At 42.6% G+C, this 17,911-nt stretch carries 20 protein-coding genes; 9 read left to right on the top strand and 11 right to left on the bottom strand.

The features are described 5' to 3' along the window. Window position 1: 1 nt before the first annotated feature. Entirely contained in the window at window positions 2–916 is a 915-nt protein-coding gene (locus LZD49_RS19665) for an AraC family transcriptional regulator (protein WP_234669284.1), read from the bottom strand. Window positions 917–960: 44 nt separating this feature from the next. Then, on the bottom strand, window positions 961–1,701 hold the full coding sequence (locus LZD49_RS19660) for an SDR family oxidoreductase (RefSeq protein ID WP_234669283.1): 741 nt from the start codon (window positions 1,699–1,701) through the stop codon (window positions 961–963). 636 nt (window positions 1,702–2,337) lie between these two features. On the opposite strand from LZD49_RS19660, the gene LZD49_RS36115 reads away from it, so the two are divergent. Continuing rightward, window positions 2,338–2,529, top strand: a complete 192-nt coding sequence (locus LZD49_RS36115; protein WP_409021340.1) for an integrase core domain-containing protein — start codon at window positions 2,338–2,340, stop codon at window positions 2,527–2,529. 580 nt (window positions 2,530–3,109) lie between these two features. Here LZD49_RS36115 and LZD49_RS19655 read toward each other — a convergent pair. From LZD49_RS19655 to LZD49_RS19640, 4 genes are all read right to left on the bottom strand, one after another. Beyond that, window positions 3,110–3,763, bottom strand: coding sequence for a hypothetical protein (locus LZD49_RS19655; protein WP_234669282.1), 654 nt, complete (start codon window positions 3,761–3,763; stop codon window positions 3,110–3,112). 200 nt (window positions 3,764–3,963) lie between these two features. Continuing rightward, window positions 3,964–4,170: a helix-turn-helix transcriptional regulator gene (locus LZD49_RS19650; protein WP_234669281.1), complete on the bottom strand. Its 207-nt coding sequence runs from the start codon at window positions 4,168–4,170 to the stop codon at window positions 3,964–3,966. Between the two features lie 10 nt (window positions 4,171–4,180). After that, complete coding sequence (locus LZD49_RS19645; protein ID WP_234669280.1) at window positions 4,181–4,522, bottom strand: hypothetical protein; 342 nt, start codon at window positions 4,520–4,522, stop codon at window positions 4,181–4,183. A gap of 452 nt (window positions 4,523–4,974) precedes the next feature. After that, complete coding sequence (locus LZD49_RS19640) at window positions 4,975–6,117, bottom strand: winged helix-turn-helix domain-containing protein (protein WP_234669279.1); 1,143 nt, start codon at window positions 6,115–6,117, stop codon at window positions 4,975–4,977. Window positions 6,118–6,564: 447 nt separating this feature from the next. On the opposite strand from LZD49_RS19640, the gene LZD49_RS19635 reads away from it, so the two are divergent. The 5 genes from LZD49_RS19635 (at window position 6,565) to LZD49_RS36110 (ending at window position 8,540) form a co-directional block, all read left to right on the top strand. After that, the gene (locus LZD49_RS19635) at window positions 6,565–6,792 is read left to right on the top strand and encodes a hypothetical protein (RefSeq protein WP_234669278.1); all 228 of its coding nucleotides are present in this window, start codon (window positions 6,565–6,567) and stop codon (window positions 6,790–6,792) included. A 438-nt stretch (window positions 6,793–7,230) separates the two neighbouring features. Next, the gene (locus LZD49_RS19630; RefSeq protein ID WP_234669277.1) at window positions 7,231–7,575 is read left to right on the top strand and encodes a nuclear transport factor 2 family protein; all 345 of its coding nucleotides are present in this window, start codon (window positions 7,231–7,233) and stop codon (window positions 7,573–7,575) included. 87 nt (window positions 7,576–7,662) lie between these two features. Continuing rightward, window positions 7,663–7,995: a tautomerase family protein gene (locus tag LZD49_RS19625; protein ID WP_234669276.1), complete on the top strand. Its 333-nt coding sequence runs from the start codon at window positions 7,663–7,665 to the stop codon at window positions 7,993–7,995. Between the two features lie 44 nt (window positions 7,996–8,039). Continuing rightward, entirely contained in the window at window positions 8,040–8,222 is a 183-nt protein-coding gene (locus tag LZD49_RS19620) for a 2'-5' RNA ligase family protein (RefSeq protein ID WP_234669275.1), read from the top strand. Window positions 8,223–8,225: 3 nt separating this feature from the next. After that, entirely contained in the window at window positions 8,226–8,540 is a 315-nt protein-coding gene (locus tag LZD49_RS36110) for a 2'-5' RNA ligase family protein (RefSeq protein WP_409021339.1), read from the top strand. Between the two features lie 12 nt (window positions 8,541–8,552). Here LZD49_RS36110 and LZD49_RS19615 read toward each other — a convergent pair whose 3' ends face one another. Both LZD49_RS19615 and LZD49_RS19610 read right to left on the bottom strand, forming a co-directional pair. Then, on the bottom strand, window positions 8,553–9,050 hold the full coding sequence (locus LZD49_RS19615; RefSeq protein ID WP_234669274.1) for a DUF4385 domain-containing protein: 498 nt from the start codon (window positions 9,048–9,050) through the stop codon (window positions 8,553–8,555). A 5-nt stretch (window positions 9,051–9,055) separates the two neighbouring features. Continuing rightward, window positions 9,056–9,433: a DUF4174 domain-containing protein gene (locus tag LZD49_RS19610; RefSeq protein ID WP_234669273.1), complete on the bottom strand. Its 378-nt coding sequence runs from the start codon at window positions 9,431–9,433 to the stop codon at window positions 9,056–9,058. An 88-nt stretch (window positions 9,434–9,521) separates the two neighbouring features. Between LZD49_RS19610 and LZD49_RS19605 the strand changes: the two genes are divergently transcribed. From LZD49_RS19605 to LZD49_RS19595, 3 genes are all read left to right on the top strand, one after another. Beyond that, window positions 9,522–10,016 carry a GNAT family N-acetyltransferase gene (locus LZD49_RS19605; RefSeq protein WP_234669272.1) on the top strand — a complete coding sequence of 165 codons (495 nt, stop codon included), beginning with the start codon at window positions 9,522–9,524 and terminating at the stop codon, window positions 10,014–10,016. Between the two features lie 1,295 nt (window positions 10,017–11,311). After that, window positions 11,312–12,700, top strand: coding sequence for a glycosyltransferase (locus LZD49_RS19600; protein WP_234669271.1), 1,389 nt, complete (start codon window positions 11,312–11,314; stop codon window positions 12,698–12,700). 71 nt (window positions 12,701–12,771) lie between these two features. Continuing rightward, complete coding sequence (locus LZD49_RS19595) at window positions 12,772–15,192, top strand: ABC transporter permease (protein WP_255721083.1); 2,421 nt, start codon at window positions 12,772–12,774, stop codon at window positions 15,190–15,192. 33 nt (window positions 15,193–15,225) lie between these two features. On the opposite strand, the gene LZD49_RS19590 is transcribed toward LZD49_RS19595, so the two are convergent. Genes LZD49_RS19590 through LZD49_RS19580 form a run of 3 tightly spaced genes read right to left on the bottom strand, consistent with a single transcriptional unit; the run spans window position 15,226 to window position 17,779 of the window. Continuing rightward, window positions 15,226–15,999 (bottom strand): glycosyltransferase domain-containing protein, encoded by a 774-nt coding sequence (locus LZD49_RS19590; RefSeq protein WP_234669269.1) that lies wholly within the window; start codon window positions 15,997–15,999, stop codon window positions 15,226–15,228. A gap of 31 nt (window positions 16,000–16,030) precedes the next feature. Further along, a complete protein-coding gene (locus LZD49_RS19585; RefSeq protein ID WP_234669268.1) occupies window positions 16,031–16,918 on the bottom strand; it encodes an ABC transporter six-transmembrane domain-containing protein in 888 nt (295 codons plus the stop codon). 18 nt (window positions 16,919–16,936) lie between these two features. Next, window positions 16,937–17,779 (bottom strand): hypothetical protein, encoded by an 843-nt coding sequence (locus LZD49_RS19580; RefSeq protein WP_234669267.1) that lies wholly within the window; start codon window positions 17,777–17,779, stop codon window positions 16,937–16,939. Between the last annotated feature and the right edge of the window lie 132 nt (window positions 17,780–17,911).

The raw sequence follows: 17,911 nt of genomic DNA, 5'->3' as shown, positions 1-17,911 counted from the left end.
GCTAATTCGGATGTAACAACTTTCGAAAAGCAGCGGGTGACATGCCGGTTTTCTGTTTGAATAATTTGTTGAAAGACTGCGGATGCTCGAAACCCAATGCATAAGCCACATCTGCTGTGGTGAGTGAATCGCTGCCCATCATTTCCTTGGCTTTCTCAACCATCTTTAAATGAATATGCTGCTGGGTAGTCTGGCCTGTAAGCGATTTCAGCATGTCGGACAAGTATCGCTGCGAAACTTTCAATTCCTCTGCTATTTCCTGGGTCGTCGGCAAGCCTTTGACCAGCGCCTCGTTCTTCTCAAAGCGCTCATTCAAAAATGCATTCATCTGATCGATCAGGTCGTGATGAGCTACATTGCGAGTCAGGAATTGCCGATTGTAAAACCGATTGCAGTGATGAAGGAGCAGTTCGATTTGCGAAACCAGCACTTCCAGGCTGAAATGGTCAGTTTGTGTTTCCAGCTCCGTCGCTATTGACTCAAATACACCTTTGATTACACTCTTCTCTTTCTCGGAGAGAAACAATGCTTCGGAGACCGAATACGCGAAAAAGCCATATCGGTGAATGCGGGATGCAAGCGGATGTTTGTAAAAGAGATCGGGATGAAAGTATAATGCATAACCCTCGTGTTCCTCCAAATCATCGGACAGCTGGACGATCTGATTGGGCCCAACGAAAGCAAGCCCGCCATCGCGAAAATCATAAGATCCAGGTCCGTATTTGGCCTTGCCATTGAACCTCAACTTAAAAGCTATTTTATAAAAATGTAGCAAATATTGACTCCCGGCATCGGCCAGACTGGGCCTGTTTTCATCATAATTAACCAGAGTGATCAGCGGATGCAGGGGCGAGGGCAAGCCGACCCGCTTCATTAAGGCTGAAATATTATTAAAAACCACTGGTTGCCCCTGCATATCTGTTTACCTTTTTTCAATTATTAATTTAAAAAACTATCACCTTAATCCTGAACAGCCGGGCGGATCACAATGTCGCCGATATCCACCTGATCCGGCTGGGCGATCGCATAGGCAACCGCTTCGGCAATGGCCGTTGCTGGGATGGCAATTTCGCTCGCCCGCTGGGTCAGAACATCCCGTATAGATTCATTCTTGATTTTGCCCGCGAAGGGTGTATCCACAAACCCGGGAGAAATCCCTGTCACACGCCACCGGCCTTTTGACTCTTGCCGCAAAGCTTCGCCAATCGTACGAACTGCATTTTTAGTTGCCGCATAAACGCCCATCGTAGGCACAATAGTAATGCCAGCCGTTGAAATAATATTGATAATATGTCCGGAACCCTGCAATTTGAAAACGGGCAACGCGGCGGCAATGCCATAAAGCGTGCCTTTCAGGTTCACATCAATCATTTGTTCCCAACCTTCCACATCTACATCCTCCAATAATTGCAGCTGGCTGATGCCTGCATTATTAATGATCACATCTAAACGGCCAAATTCATTCAAAGCCAGTTGTACCAGGGACGCGACTTCTGTCCGCTCAGTAACATCCATTTGCAGGTAAACCGCCTGGCCGCCTGCGTTCCGGATGCGTTCTGTTAAAGTTGCTAAAAGATCTGCCCTGCGAGCACCGAGAACGACTTTGGCCCCCTTTGCCGCCAGCAGCTCCGCTGTGGCTTCACCTATGCCGCTACTTGCGCCGGTGATGGCAACTACTTTATTTTCAATTCCATTTATCATATCGTAAGTTGAATGTTACGATACAAAATTCCGGAAACGAATAGCCCAAAGTGTAGCCAGAACCGCCGAATGTGTAGTCAGTAATTGCGACTAAATCTTACTAGGCGGTCTTTATTTCACTAACTGAACTTGTCATGAAAAAAATAAACAAACCAATGGCCGCCAGCAGTAACTAAATCGAAAGAGACAATTGTAGTTTTTACAAAAGGGCAATCAACAACCAAGTGACCTATCAAGGTGTCCGCTCACTTGAAAAGCCTAGGAAGATAATATCGGAGTGCTGTGCAGTACAGTGGGCCGGTCGGCGCAAATCATGCGCGGTCGACTCGCAGATAGCTGTTCTAGGGTCGTAATAGCCGGCAGGCACCAAACCAGTTACATCATGTATCAATTCATGTTGGTCATCCGCCGCTTCCAAAATATATCGAAGGAAATATCCGTAGGTTATAGTTGGAAAGCCTAGCCTGAAGTCCTACGGTATCTAAACCTAATATAGACGTGAGAAGATCGACTTGTTCGCGATCTCTACCAAGATCCCACGAATTTATCCGCTATCTATGATTTGCTTGACTGTTTGATCCAGTGGGTCTGGCCGTTTTCCGACAGTTCCGCAAAATATTTAACGTGACGGCCCTTATGATTATCGTCGGGCGGGCTCTGGACAATGTTTTCATCGAAAGATTTTGGAGGTCGCTCAAACAAGAGTACATATACTTAAATCCTCCAAATGGCGGGATGGATCTGTATCGAGGAGTAAAAGCATATGTAGAATTTTACAACCGTCGACGCAAACACACAAGGTCCAGCGAACAGGGAGTATTTCAGTAGACACGAACAACTATTGAATTAAACTGGCTTATGACTGAGCCATCCCTGAAAGAGGAAACGTTTGAGACGAACGAACTTACAAGCTGCCTTGTAGCAGTTTCAGCCACGTTAGAACATTTTAATATTAGAAGAGAAAATAAAGCTATTCCAAGATCATATATTTACTTGGTTTCAGAGCACGGACGACATTATCTGCCATGGCAGAAGTCAGAGCTGACGTCTTATCAAATAGTAATTGCCGAGGTGCTACTTCAGCGAACCAAGGCCGAAACTGTTCATAAATGTTACTCATCCTTTATAGACAGATACTATTACTGGCCTGTTGTTGTAGATGCTGACATTATCGAGTTGGAACAGCATTTGAAACCAATGGGACTCTATGGGGGCCAAACGATTAAAGGCACTTGCAGCAAGCCTCGCCCGTTATACGTTCCAGGAATAATCTACCGGGGCCGTACCGCAACAACCCTCATATTCATTTTACGCCTTTCCTGGTCCATCCTGCGAAAGACATGTTTGTGCAGTACATAACAGGAGCAGAGCAAGCAAATTTGTAATCTTTTTCATGTGTCTATTTGTTTTATATTTCTTTAAAAATGATCTCAATAAAATCGGATGACAGATTTATTGGGCCATCCCAGAACTCAAAGGTTCCAATTCGTTTTGGGATAGTTATAAACTCCCCCAGTTTTGTCCTCCGCAATACTTCGTCAGCCACCTTTTTTTCAAATAAATATTTCGAGATTTGGCTTCCTGACGCGTATACTGGGGCATTGTCAACTTCGAGGCGCTCACCGCGCCTTAATACCAAAAACTGTGTTTGAAACTTGTCTTTTAAACCATTGTAATCCGATTTTATAAGCCCTGCATTCAACTTTGCTAATGTATCGACGATCGCCCGTTTCTCAGGCTTTGATAAGATCAGGCTTTCCAGAAAGTCATCGGAATTTACGCAATGCCGCATTATCCTGGAACTAAATTCCGGGTCGGGGATTTTTTGGTATTGGTTCAATGAATCCCTCTTGTTGAAACTACGAGCCCATGGGTAGCTTTTAATTAAATAAATATCCCGCCCAGTTTTGTTTTCATAGATCGTTGTCAACAGGAGCATGGTTTTGCTTTCGTCCACCGAATCTTTCACTGACGTTATGCGCAAAGTTGCTTCCACGTTGCCATGGTTGTCATTTGAACATTGGAATGTGAGTAGAGCAAGTAGTGCAATTAGTAGTTTCATTTGAATAATACTCTAATTGTTCCGTAACTGAAAAGCTTCTTCAAGGTATCCGGATATCTGTTATAGATTGTGCTAAATTAGGTTGCCGAATGAATATATCTGACAGAGGCGATTTTGACCAGGTTTCTCAAACATCAATTTTTCTAATCCCAAACTGTGCCTCTCAAATTGTGACGTTTTTCAGAACACTTTACAAGGAGCTATTTCCAATCGCTGTCTTCCAAAACAAATACTTCTTCCACACGAGCATTAAACACTGCGGCAATCTTCAATGCCAGTACAGCCGACGGAGTGTATTTACCGATTTCGATGGAGTTGATCGTTTGCCTAGACACGCCTACCTTTTCTGCTAGGTCCGCCTGTGTAAAGTTCTGCCTTGCTCTTTCAACCTTTAAACAATTTTTCATTAAACAAAAATTATTTGGTTGACAGGTAAACTCTTGAATAGTAGAGAATTATTGCCATCGCAAAAACGAGAATAAGGAAGTGGTTTATTTCTGATAACTGAAAGCGGATAAGCTTGTGATCGTAAAGATTGCTGGTCAGCAACTTAAGGCTGTATCCTACAACAAGAGAAACATAGGCCGATGATGTTTTGAGGTGTAACGCTCGTTCATCTTCCATCTTGTCTCGGCTCACAAAGCCCATGAAGAGCCCAATCAATAAGGGAAGTTCAGCTCCGGCATGAGGATCGGAAAACAAGACAATGGCGCCAATTGTAACTAGAACTACACTTGCGAGCTTAATTATTTTAGCCATGACTTAGCAATTGATTTGACGTCATAAATGTAAAGTATACTTATTAAAAAGACAAGCAAATTTGTCACGAATAACAAGTTAGAGCGCCGCGGTAGCTATATCGCAGACCTCGTAAATACTTGGCTTTTTCTAAAGAAGGCGCTGCATCAACTCTCTTGCAAGTAAACCGCTGGGTAGAATTAAACACGCATTACTCTGTTAACCTCACAACTGGTTAATATTCTGATAATCATATATTTACCTTTATTTCTGCATGCGACAAACAGAGAAGCCATTCCCTAAGATTGGCTAAAAATATCATGGAAAATAAAACTTTGGAAAATATAAATTGACCCTGGAAATGGTCACGCCTAAAGCCCAAACTGAATTTTGTTTTTTCTGAAGTTGACGGCTATGGTAAGGACACGAACCAAGGCAAGGGCAGTAACAAGCGCTTTGGGCTGCTTTAGATTTTAAATAACCTGTTTTTCAGGTATTTCCAACTTATACCCTTTCCCATGAACATTCGTTATTCTCAGCTCAGGATCACGACTTAATTTCTTTCGAAGTTTCGACACAAACATGTCCAGGCTGCGACCGGTGATGACCCCTTCGTTGATCCAAACTTCCTGCATAAGCGTTTCGCGGGGGATCAGTTCTCCGAAATTTTGGTAGAGCAATTTCAGAACCTTGCATTCTTTGTCTGTGAGACTAACCACCTCGCTTTCCAAAAGCAAGCGCTGACCCTGAACATTAAATAAAAATTTTCCGAGCGCAGCCAATTCCGGAACGGACTCTTTTATTATAGCGTGGTTTTGATTCTGGCCGGGCAACGGTTTAAAAAACTTCCCAAAACGCCCAATCAACAAGGTAACACCCAACAACACCAGAATACCGGCATAAATCACCTTGATTAATGGAAAGTCAAAGGTTCTCGTTTGGGATTCTTCAAGTGTTGGATTGGCTTGCTGAGGATCCACTTTAACTGATTTGAGGTCGTCAGTCCGCTGGTCGCTGTCGTAGCCGAAAGTTGGCATTTTTAATTCTTCAAGTTTTGGACTGACTTCCTGAGTATCCGCTTTAACTGATTCAGTCAGCTCGTCGACGTCGGCTTTCTTCTGTTTTACGCTTTCATAAAAATCTGGAAAGGCAAATTCGATTGTGTAACAACCTGAGGGTTGACTTCTGCCACTACAAGCCAGGATATCCGGCGAGGTATTATTTACCTGGAAACCATAGACGATGCCGTCTTTCATGCAATCATGTACTGTGACGGTGTAACCGGAAGGGAACTGCTTTTTGGGGAGTAAGTGCTGTGACAGCGCGATGAGCGAGTCGTGGTTAAAAACGAATTCATTTTCGAACCTGAGCAGAAACGTGCCTTCTTTAATCTCAGTAACGGGCAATACACGTGAGGTTGAGTCACCTGCCTGCAGCAACAACCGATGACCAGTTTGACGGATCAGAAGGTTCACTTGCTTCGCCCTGAAGTCTCGGCCGGAATGTTCTGTGAAAGAAGAGGCGATAAAAAAAATAACAGGCAGCACCATGGCAATGCCAGACCTCAACACCAGCCGGTTAGTGAAAAAGCCAGTAAAACCAGAATTTACACGCATTTAAATTTCTTTTTACAATTGACTAGCAAGATTTTATAGTTGATTTACAAGCACGGCTACGCAGGTGCCTACATTTGGACATGTGAAGTTAATACAATTTTACGCTATCATTTCACCAAACCATTTTAGTCATGAAAATCCATCACTTCGCTTTTTTGCTCCTTTTCCAATTCCCATTTGCCTTTGATCAGGCCTTAGAATTTCCACAATCACCCCTACTCCCGGATAGCAATCAAAAACGAGATTTGGAATGTATTATAGCAAACTAAATTCCACTGCTCCTTTTTGGGAAAAGAGGTTTCTCCGGACATCCTTAGCAGCATTGTCCCTGGCAAGGCTGGAATGCTTGCATTCAACTACGGCGGCCAGTTTTTGCAAAAATAAACGGAATGGGTTTATGGTTGCCGATATATACGGATTTCCCAGGGAAGAACGTTCGCACCATTTTTGAAAACTGGGGACACCGTTTTCATCGGTTGCGATAAGGGCATTTTCAAATCTGATGACAGTGGAAAAACCTGGAAGCAAGTCTATGACGGAGGCTGGGTAATGAAATTGGTAGAGTCAAATGGAGTGCTGATGGCTACCAGCCAGAGAGGCATAATTCGGTCGATAGATGATGGTGAAAACTGGGTTAATGTGATCAATGAGGGGGGAGTGGGCATTGCTATCTAACGCATCAAAGTATTGAAAATCAGTACTTTTTGCTTTTTGCATTGCTGACAAATTCAGACTAAATTCTAGGCAAGCCATCAATGACTGATGGCCTAAGCATACATACTATTCTGCTTCTGTTATACCCGAATATGTCAAATTTAGCGATATTTGAAACGAAGGGCAACATGTTTTACCCGTGGACAGTTTACATCACATGCAATACTTTTCATTCCCGCGGCGAATGTTTGATCGGCCCGTATTCCAGACCGGCTGTAGAGACTGCGGCGCGGTGAATGCTAAGGGTGATATTTCCACAGGAACTCAAACAGCTAATGCCGCGTAGCGCAGGAAGCGCACTTAGGTGGATGAGAAGTTGTCTCCGTTGATCCGTCATGGTCGTCCAGGCGCTTCGCCCTTTGATGGGCGATACAAGTATCAAGTAAGCATTCCATTATTATGAAAAATAAAGAAGTATTGCAGGCCGCTAATGCCGCAGTGATGAAAGGTGAAAAGGAAGTTTTTCTAGCGTTTTGTACAGATAAAGTAGTATGGACTTTTGTCGGTGATCAAACACTAAGGGGCAAAGAGGCTGTGCGACAATACATGGCACAGACCTATCTGGAGCCGCCCAAATTTGAAGTAGAAAACATGATCGAAGAAGGCGATTATGTTACCGCAGTCGGCACAATCGATTTGAAGGATCGAGACGGAAATCTTGTCAATTATTCATATTGTGACGTTTGGCGATTTGAGGATGGAAAGATGGCAGAATTGACCGCGTTCGTTATCAAAGTTGCATAGTGTAGACACCGATTTGGAGCTTTCAGAAATATGTCTCAAATAAAAATTTACGGACTCAGATCCAGATTGTTGCCACGAAGGGAGCAGGTGAGTGAACTGATCCACTCTTGCGTGGTGGAAGCTTTTGACTATCCTCGATCAAAGAAATTCCATCGGTTTTTCTATTTTGATGAAGGTGATTTCATATTTCCATCCGATCGCACCGACAATTACACAATTATAGAAATTGCACTTTTTGAAGGTCGTTCGCTGGCAGCGAAGAAAAAACTATACAGACTTTTGTTCGACCGATTTGACGAGGTCCTGGACATCAAGCCCCTGGATCTGGAGATTACTTTGACTGAAACACCCAAGCACAATTGGGGTATTCGCGGACAGCCTGGCGATGAATTAGGGCTTGGCTATGTAGTGGAAGTATGAATAATGTCGTTGCCTTTCCTACCTTCCCAGACTACCGATATCCGATGAGTTCGCCCTTAGTTGCCACATTATTAATCGCCCCTGCTGCACAGGCGTATTTTGATGACTTGCGACGTCAGTATTTTCCGAAGGAAAGGAATTTCCTGAATGCCCATCTGACCTTGTTTAATGCTTTGCCTGACGAGCAATGTATCCTTGATAAGATGCAGGTATTGACCGAAAGCTAGGCTGTGTTTGATGTAAAAGCTGATCAGGTCGTTTCACTAGGTGGCGGAACAGCCTTTAAAATTGTATCACCGGAGTTGACTTTGCTGCATCGAAATTTGCAAATACAATATCAGGAGTTTCTTACCAATCAGGATAAACAGAGAAGGAATTTTCATATAACCGTTCAAAATAAGGTGCAGGCTTCTGAAGCTAAAAAATTACAGGCTGAGCTCAGGTCGACCTTCGAGCCATTTTGCTTTGCGGCCAACGGCGTGCATTTGTGGAGGTATCTTGGAGGGCCTTGGCAGTTTATCCGGACTTTTCGTTTTTGTACCTAATGTTTTAGCCGATTATCCGATCTTGACTTTCCACTCTTTCTTCATTTGTGCATAACGAGCATTGTTTTCTGCTTTTTTCCATTTCGCATAAAACACAGCAGCAGCGTCCGCTTTTTCTTTCTGCCCCGTGCCTTTCTTCAAAAGCTGATAATCCTTTTCCTTATCATACTTTTTGCCTCCCTTGTAATTGGCATAACGGCGTGCCCGGGTGAAACCCATTTGCAGATATTTACGGGCCATATCAGCTCCGACAAAATCTTGCATGTTTAGATAGTGCAGAAACAATTCATAAATCTTGCCGCTGCTTTTCTCGGCAATTACCTTGGTCTTAAACCGCCAGAATTGGCCTATCTCCGATTTATACGGCTCGCAGATCAAAACGCCTTGCTCACCTTTTCCGACGCGGTACAGTTCTGGGTGCCTCCGGTAATCCACATCCGGCTTCCAACTGTATTCTTCCTGATTGAAATTCAGGTAAGATGGGGTTTTATTTACGGTTTGCTTATGCATTGCTACTACTCGGGCTTCTTGCTCTGATTCCTCTCTATCTCGTTCCTTCGCATCGGCATGGCATCAATTAGGCCGAAAAGCTTTTCGGCGCTAACTATATCGCTCGATCTTAACTTTTCACCACCATCGCGGCCAATTAATATGAAGGTGAAAAGACTGGTGGTATCGACATTCCACTTTTTCCATTCAGCAACATTGCTTGCGGAATAAGAAAAGCTTTGCACTTTGATGTCACGCGCGCGGACACCCTTTTGATACGCGTCCAGGATGGCCAGCTGCGCTTTCTGCTTTTCTAAACTGCTGTTTGTATAGAAAAGCAGTACCTGTCGGGCAGGGTCGGCGGCGATTAACGTGATAAGCATTATTCCAAATAGTGTTTTCATGCAATCTGTCTATAAAATACTCTGCCAGAAGCATGTAATTTCGCAGATACTATACATGTGAAATAATCAAAAGCAAATTGAAACGATCATGATCGAATTCCGCCCGGCCACCATTGACGACTTAGCTCTATTGCGGCATTGGGATGAACAGCCTCATACCGTCGCTTCTGACCCCAACGATGATTGGGAATGGGAAACCGAACTGCTGCGGTCGCCGGAATGGCGAGAACAACTGATCGCAGAATTGGATGGTCGCCCGATAGGATTTGTTCAAATCATAGATCCCTTGCTGGAAGACGGCCACTATTGGGGTGAAGTGCCGGCGAACCTTCGTGCGATCGATATTTGGATTGGTGAAGCTGATGACCTCGGAAAAGGTTTTGGCACTGAAATGATGCAACAGGCGATCGAACGCTGTTTCACATCGTCAGAAGTAACAGCAATCATCATTGATCCGCTTGCCGCCAATGTGAGAGCAAGGAGGTTTTACGAAAGGCTGGGTTTTTCTTTTATCGAAAACCGCACATTCGGCGAAGACTTCTGTGCGGTTTATGCGCTAGATCGAAATGTCTGGGAAAGGTAATGAACAACCGAACTTTTCCAACAATTTACGAGCCGTTTCTATTCATGCTCCGGCTTTTTAAACTCTTTAAAAAAATTTCTTACAACCCCTCCGTAATTGGTGACTGTTGCACAACATACCGATGGTTTTAAAGCCTTTTGCATTTATCCTACCCATTCCGGTATATTGATTAGTGAACCAATTACCGGCTCCACAGTACTGAAACGAAGCTTTTTGAATAACTTGGCTTTATCGCCATTCATTCGTTTGTGCAACTGATCATACAGCGGTTTATCGAGCGAGTGCTTGATCCTCCTTGTCGAGATCGACCCTTAAAGTGATGGTCGATGCCAGCCCCGTCGATACATTTGAACTTCCAAAACTGTTTCATAGAGTCCGATCCCATTTGTGAATGACAAGTTTCTGCTCCAAAGCCGTCTCTCGGTACGCGAGATAGATCGATCCTGAGTGTCCGCCTACTATTACCGGTGAGGAAACATTACCTTCCGAAAACCTATTGCATTTGCTGCACCGCGCGATTCAACTGTAATCCCCAGATCTATGCTTGCCCAGGTCCATTTTTCCATTGTTTAAGGGCTGCCTTTTTCGGCATCACACTATAATCACTATACGAAAGATAAAGCCTCCCCGGGAGTCATCGGTAGAAAGCGACATCAGGTCGGTATAGCCTGTTAAGATTTTCTCACCGACATTAGCCCATGCAGCTGATTCCAGCTTTTATAGCAGATAAATGTTTTAGTCTGAAAACTCACTGATGACAAATCGGAGAAATAACCGCACGATGCATAATTCTCGCCAGATGACCCCAGCGGAACAAGATTACATTGACTGAACCCTGGAATCGTTTTGCATGAGGAAGAGTATTGCCAGCCAAGCCCTAGATAATTTAGCTTTATCACATCCATTTAACGTCATACTTGCGTCTGGCATTTCCCTCTTCATATTGGCTATTAGTCGGAGGCGATTAGCAGGGCTGCGGAGGAAAGCACCGCTCACGTTAGTAACTGTTCGAAAGTGTTTGCTTTTGTTCTGTCTTTACACTGTCCTTACGCAGAATAGCTATGGGACTAACTGCACATTAACTATGCACCTTATTTTAAGGTCGATTTTACTATACAGGCTTGAATTTTCAATTATACAGTTTATTTTGATCATAAAATTCGCCTCACGATATCATTTTTATTCTGGAAAACACATCATGACCATCTCGCCATGCTGATCCAACTGTCGTAAATTTGAAAAGAAAATTAGCTTGCTAACTTTAATTGACCCGAACCACGCCGCAGTAAAAGATTATGTCGCAAAACAGTTCCGAACTAAAAGGTAATTTACTTATAATTCCAGCTTCCATAAAAAGCCATGTGGTACCCGCATTCTCTATCGCCGAAAAACTCAAATCTAGGTTTAAAATTCATTTCGCCGTTGCTAACCCCGAACTGAGCCGCTTAGTTAAGGAAAACGGATATGTACCCATCGAGGATGACTTCTTCCGCGTAGCAACTTGCATGGAATGGACTTTTGTGGCTAAGCACAAAGGAAAAACTAATTTTAAAAACATCGCAGGCGCCTACTGGTCAAATATCATTTATAAGCATCGAAAAAAAACTATGTCCGCATTGATAGAAGCCGTAAAGCCAACTGTTGTAATTATAGATATTTTTAACATAACGGATTATCCTATTCTATTTTCATTACATCCTGAATTAAAAATATTGTTCTACAACCCGATGCTCTCCACCTATAAGGCAAATGGTGTGCCGGCCGTCAATGAGGGGAATTGGAAACAAGAAGCTCCTATGGACAATCCATTCATATACAAGCCGCTAAACTGCTTTCAAGACCTTCGGTCGTTCATGCAAGAGCTTCTGCATTGGGTCCTGCCTTTCCAGTTCAGACGCTTGGTCCGTGACTCAGGCATCGGCATTGAAGAAGTTAGCTATACAACGTTTGGTGCAATTTTTGAGAAGGTCCCCGAACTGATACTCGCGCCCGCGGAGTTAGAGTTCTCTCTAAAACATGGTCGCGGAAATCAGTACTATATGGGTTTATGTATAGATAGAAACCGTAAAGAAATCAGCGTCGACGACGGCTTTCTGAGTAAATGGACAAATATCCTGCACAAAAAGAAAACAGGCGAAAGGATAGTATATTGCAGTTTCGGAACGTACTACAACGCGTCAAATCAGCTGTTAGAAGCATTTCTATTAAAGTTATTGGAAGCAATCGGAAAATTTTCAAATGTACAGTTGATCTGCTCCGTGCGCGGGGTGCTTATTGATAAGATAGGAAATTTACCAGACCATTGTCGAGAAAATATACACCTATTTACCTACGTACCACAATTGGCTGTATTGCAAGAGGCCCATTTGCATATTTCACATGGCGGGCTAGGATCTGTTAAGGAGAGCATCTACTACGGGGTACCAATGCTAATCTATCCACTTGATTTGTTACATGACCAAGGTGGCAATAGCTTGAAGGTAGAATATCACGGAATAGGACTAGCGGGAAATATGGGATCAGATCAAGTGATGGATATACAAAATAAAGTAAGTAAATTACTAACCGACGAATCTTTTCTAAATTCAATTATTCTATTACGGAAAATAATTGAAGGCAACGATTCCTACACTGAGAACTATCTCACAAAATTAGTTACAGACAAATTCGGTATTCAGAATTAAGTCGATTTCTTTGAGATACGGCTGATCTTAGCGCTATGTCACAAAGGAAAAAATAGCAAAAAGTAACAATTATGTTAAATAACTATTTCAAGATAGCGAGAAGGCGACTTTCGAAGTATTGGGTACACTCGCTAATTAACGTCGTAGGAATATCTATGGCATTTTGTTCTGCAATCCTGCTATTTCTTACCGCGAATTTCGAGTGGAGCTACGATGATTTTCATCACGATAAAAACAGCATTTACAGACTAGCGCTGAAAGAATCCCAGGCAGACGGGCAGGCATTTAGCACCAAAATGCCAGTTCCTATGATGCATAACTTAAAACTGGCCCATCCAGATGCCATTCAACAAGCAACGCGATATAAAGAAGGTTCTGCTCAGATTAGGTGGAAAGACAATATTTTTAATAAAAATATACAGTATGTTGATGCCGATTTTTTAAAAATGTTTTCGTTTCGTTTAGTAAAAGGTAATACAAATTCTCCACTCGACGATGCAAGCAGCATCATTCTCAGCCAACAAATTGCAAGTTCAATTTTCGGCTCCAATCCCCCTATCGGCGAAATCCTTACGTTAAACTTAAATGGGAAACAGCAACCATTTGTTGTCCGCGGTATATTAGAGACGCCTCCCGCCAACTCTTCCATTTCAGCAGATGTTTTGATCCGCTTTGAAAACGAGCCTTATTATCACATGGATCTAAACGACTGGAATGTACGTACACATCAAGTATATCTACGCTTGAATGACCAGACGCCTGCTTCCGTATTCGAAAAGAATGTCCGGACATTTATGCAGCGAACTTATATCAACTATATTGAAAATGCACGCAGCAATGGCCTATCTCCCGACAGTGAGGGACAGTACATCAGCTTGCATACGACGCCATTACAGGAGGTGCATTTCTATCAACTTTCAGAAGACAACAAATCAATAAACCCTGTATATCCAAAAGTCTTGCTGGCAATCAGCATCTTAGTGATGGTAATTGCATATGTAAACTATATCAATTTGACGACATCCAATGCCATGTCCCGGGCAAAGGAAGTCGGGATTCGGAAATATCTTGGTGCGAAAAAAGACCATTTGATCTTCCAGTTTTGGGGCGAGGCTTCAATAGTATGTTGTGCCGGAATGTTATTGGGAGGTATATTGTCCGTGTTACTGCTACCTGTGTACAACAGTCAATTTAAGGTCGACTTGTCTTATTCACAATTCATACGACCAGAAGTGATTTGGACGATACTCTTGTTTTTCGTGGCTACCACATTATTCGTCGGGTTTTATCCCGCAATAGTTGCTTCCAGATTCAATATTCTTGAGATTTTGAAGGGGAAGATAAATAGCAAGATAAAGATCAGCGTCATAAACAACGGTATGCTGGTTGTACAATTCACTATTTCAATCTTCCTGATAACAAGCACCTTAGTTATTAATCAACAAGTCAAACTATTACAAAATAAGCCATTGGGTTATAATCGTATGGAAGTAATCAGCATTCCGGTAGGTTACGAAATTGATGGCTACAAGCTACTCGATGCGATGCGATTAAGGCTCGCAAATTATCCTCAGTTCGTCAGCATAACCGGTGCCGACCTAAACCTTGGCAAAGGCAAAGACGAAACTAGTCGGCAATCGAAATACGGATTTACCATGCAGGGAAAGAAAATCCTGACCAATGCACTCAATGTGGATTTCGACTACCCTGAAACGCTTGGATTGGAGTTTATTGCTGGAAGAAGCTTCGATAAAAAGTATTCGACAGATTCAACACAATCGTGTATCATCAACCAGGCAATGGCCAATCAACTAGGCCTTCAATCCGCTATCGGTGCTCAATTGCCACTGAATGGAGGAAAAACAATCATAGGAATAGTCAAAGACTATAATTTCTCATCCCTGCATTCTGAAATTGAGCCGATTACAATACTATTTAACAAGCCTTTTGGTCTTTCCTATTTATTCGTAAGGATACGACCCAACAGTTCATCAATCGCGACCATGAAGTTGCTGGAAAAGGAGTATTTAAATTTGGCGCCCAAATCAGAGTTTTTAGGGTCCTTTCTGGAAGACAATGTAAATAAGCAATACGAGAAGGAGTTACGGATTTATCGTATCTTCTCAACGGCTTCCATCATAGCCATATTACTATCTTGTTTCGGCCTTTTTGCTATGTCGCTATTAAACATTCAGCAAAGGACAAAAGAAATTGGTGTACGGAAAGTGCTTGGCGCCAGCGTTTACAGCATTTTGGCATTGATCTCAAAAGACTTCATCAAACTAGTTTTGGTCGCTATTTTGATGGCATCCCCACTAGCTTACTATGGAATGTACAACTGGTTACAGGGTTTTCCCTACCGAATCCATATTCAATGGTGGGTCTTCTTACTTTCAGGGGTTATCGCTCTTGTCATTGTACTCATGACCATTACATTACATAGTATAAAGGCGGCCTCAGCGAATCCGATAAAGGCCGTTAATGGCGAGTGAAGCTTTGCCAAACATGCGTAGATAGATGCCCTTCTAATTGACGAGCGATATGAACGGCGACATAAGCATCGCAGACTTCATCACCGGCCCATTAAAGTGCAGGTGAAGCGGATACGTGCCTGTAAGGCGATTAAAAATTGCAGATTCAGCAAAATCAAAGTCTTGTAAAATTATATTCATTTCGCTTAAAACGATAGACTTCTTCTCAATATCATTCGAATGAAAAAGAAATTGGTCTACTGTTCTCATAGTCGTGGGGAAGGTTTGAAATAACTCGCATTTTGTGTCCAATACAATTTTTGAATTCATTCCTTCTAAAAAGAGCTTCGTCCACAGATACTGATTGCTAAACTCAAATTCATCGCCTAACAGTGAGCTTCTGATCTGTTCGATATCCCTCAGCGCAGTGAGCAAATTTGAAACGCTGCCAATAATACCCCCCGAATTCAAAAATCGATAGGGGGTATTTCCAGACGGGTATTGGGGTTCGAGCGTAGAATCCGGATAACACGTCCGCTCTGCTGATACGACAACTGATCTGTCCGGGGTCAACCTCATATAACGCCGCATGATTTCCTCCTCGCCACCGGTAACAATCACATCATAGCCATCGGAAAACAGAACTATCTCATCACCTGGGAGGTCCTCAATAGCGTTCCTCAAATGAAAATCCTTTGCCCTATGACTATCCCATAGTCCGTTATGAACAATTGTAATTAAGTCGATACGATTCCTATTGCAAGAGGCTCTGAAAGCATTTCTATACCCAATATCATGCTCGTCTGAAATACATGTCACAATTTTCATCCTAGATTTTCTCATTACATTAAGACAAACACTACATTCTCCTTTTTATGTCTTTTAAGCGGCTTATCTGTTGAACTAATGCAGGAACTTTGTCAAGGCTATAAATAAAATTCCACATATACGATATGATGGAGTATATGGTCCCGGCCGCATACAATCCAAGGGCGCCCGCCCGAATGATTATCATACATGCGATAATTATGATAAACAATTCCATCGTCGCCCAGTTAATAACTTGCGTGTCTATAATTTTAATACGCCAGATCCTTAACGCATTGTAATGCTCCCACACATCAGTTGGATCATTTCTCGTCAATACACCAACTTCCTTTTCGTACTGATCATTAATACCGGAATTAAGATCTAATGATTTTTTTGCGTAGCGTCTGTTAATTACATATAACGGGAGCAAAAGAATAATGCAAAACACAACTATTCCCCAGTCAAACATAATCAACATTCCAAGAGCTCCTAGCGACTTGAACATGGTGTTTATGATATCCGGTACATTCCTCTCGAAGAAATCCACGAATTCACGCGACAGTCCGGAACGCGCGATAATTTTCGTGGTTTCAATACCTCGATCCTGTTGGTCTTTTACGACATTTACCGCTACATCGCGGTAGATTTTTGAGAATGTCCTTATGTTGTATGTCTGTCTGACTACATGGGTCAATCCGTGAACGGTCCATAGGCCAGCATAGTAAATGAGACCAAGAAACCGACCTTCCAATGCATCATTGATCGCCAGGCCGGTGAAGTATGGGATTGATAAACTGATAATATTTTCTGTGATTGTAAAGGAATAGGTTACCAAAAATTTGAACCGGTGTACTCGGAACAGCTCGGTCTGAGAAAAAGCCGCCTTGCTTCCAACACCCGCGCTTTCATGTAAAGTTTGATTCTGAGAAATTTCCATCAAATCTGTCCCGAAATGCTAGTTGACAACAAATTTACCCAACGCGACCATCGTGATATCTTCCAACTCTCGACCTAACGTAGAAGCATCATGTATCAGGTTCTCTGTTGGAGCTATGTACATCTCGTATGGCTGAATGGTAAGTCTCACAATCGGATACATGGGATTATTTTCAAAAAAGGATCTTACCAGTGTGTCTCTGTCTGTACTCATAGTCGCATTAATATTGAATAGGGTCCGATATTTATTTATCAGATCGTCCGCAGACACATTCACATATAACAAATGACGAGGCTCACTCGTAAGGTTTATAGAAACCCGATTCCTTGCGCCGACAGAATCACCGATAGTGCTTCCGGAGTCGCTGTCTATATGCATTCCACAGAAAAGGTATTCTTCTACACCGGCAATATATCGCTTCGTTACTGTTTCAAGTCCTTTCGTTACGATCGGAAACGCGTGAACGACCGGCTTTTCGTCATCGATGGTACCAAAAGAGTATAGAAAATGCTCCATCTCATCATCAAACTCTCTAAACAAATCTCCATGAGATTCGTATTTTCTAACAATATCCCGTCTATCCAATACACTATCAAATTCCATTTGCTTGCACAAGTTGATGATGGATTCAGGAAGTTTGTGGATCGTAATTCCGTTGCCTAATTGATGTTGTTGCGAATTCGAGCTCCGCATTACAGGTATTTCGTCCATGGTTATACGTCTCCATTGTCGGGCAGGAATGTAGGAATAGGAATGATATTTATCGGTTGTCCCCACTACCGAACCGTAACTCAATGAGATCCTATCTGTATATTGATTATCATCTAAAATCAATGCGACGCCAGGTACTAATTTTTCCATATTCAAATGCGTTCAATCAGGTCCTCGTATACCATAGTGTAATACTCCCCAAAATTGAGGCCATCGGTTAAGTTTAGTAACTTGACATTAAACCGATGAGAAAATGAAACAAAGCCGGAGGAAATTCACAGC

It is taken from the genome of Dyadobacter sp. CY261 (assembly GCF_021440085.1).
In the GTDB taxonomy this organism is placed as follows: Bacteria; Bacteroidota; Bacteroidia; order Cytophagales; family Spirosomataceae; genus Dyadobacter.
The sequence above is the reverse complement of the archived record's forward strand: the minus strand, read 5'-3'. Positions and strand labels throughout refer to the sequence as shown.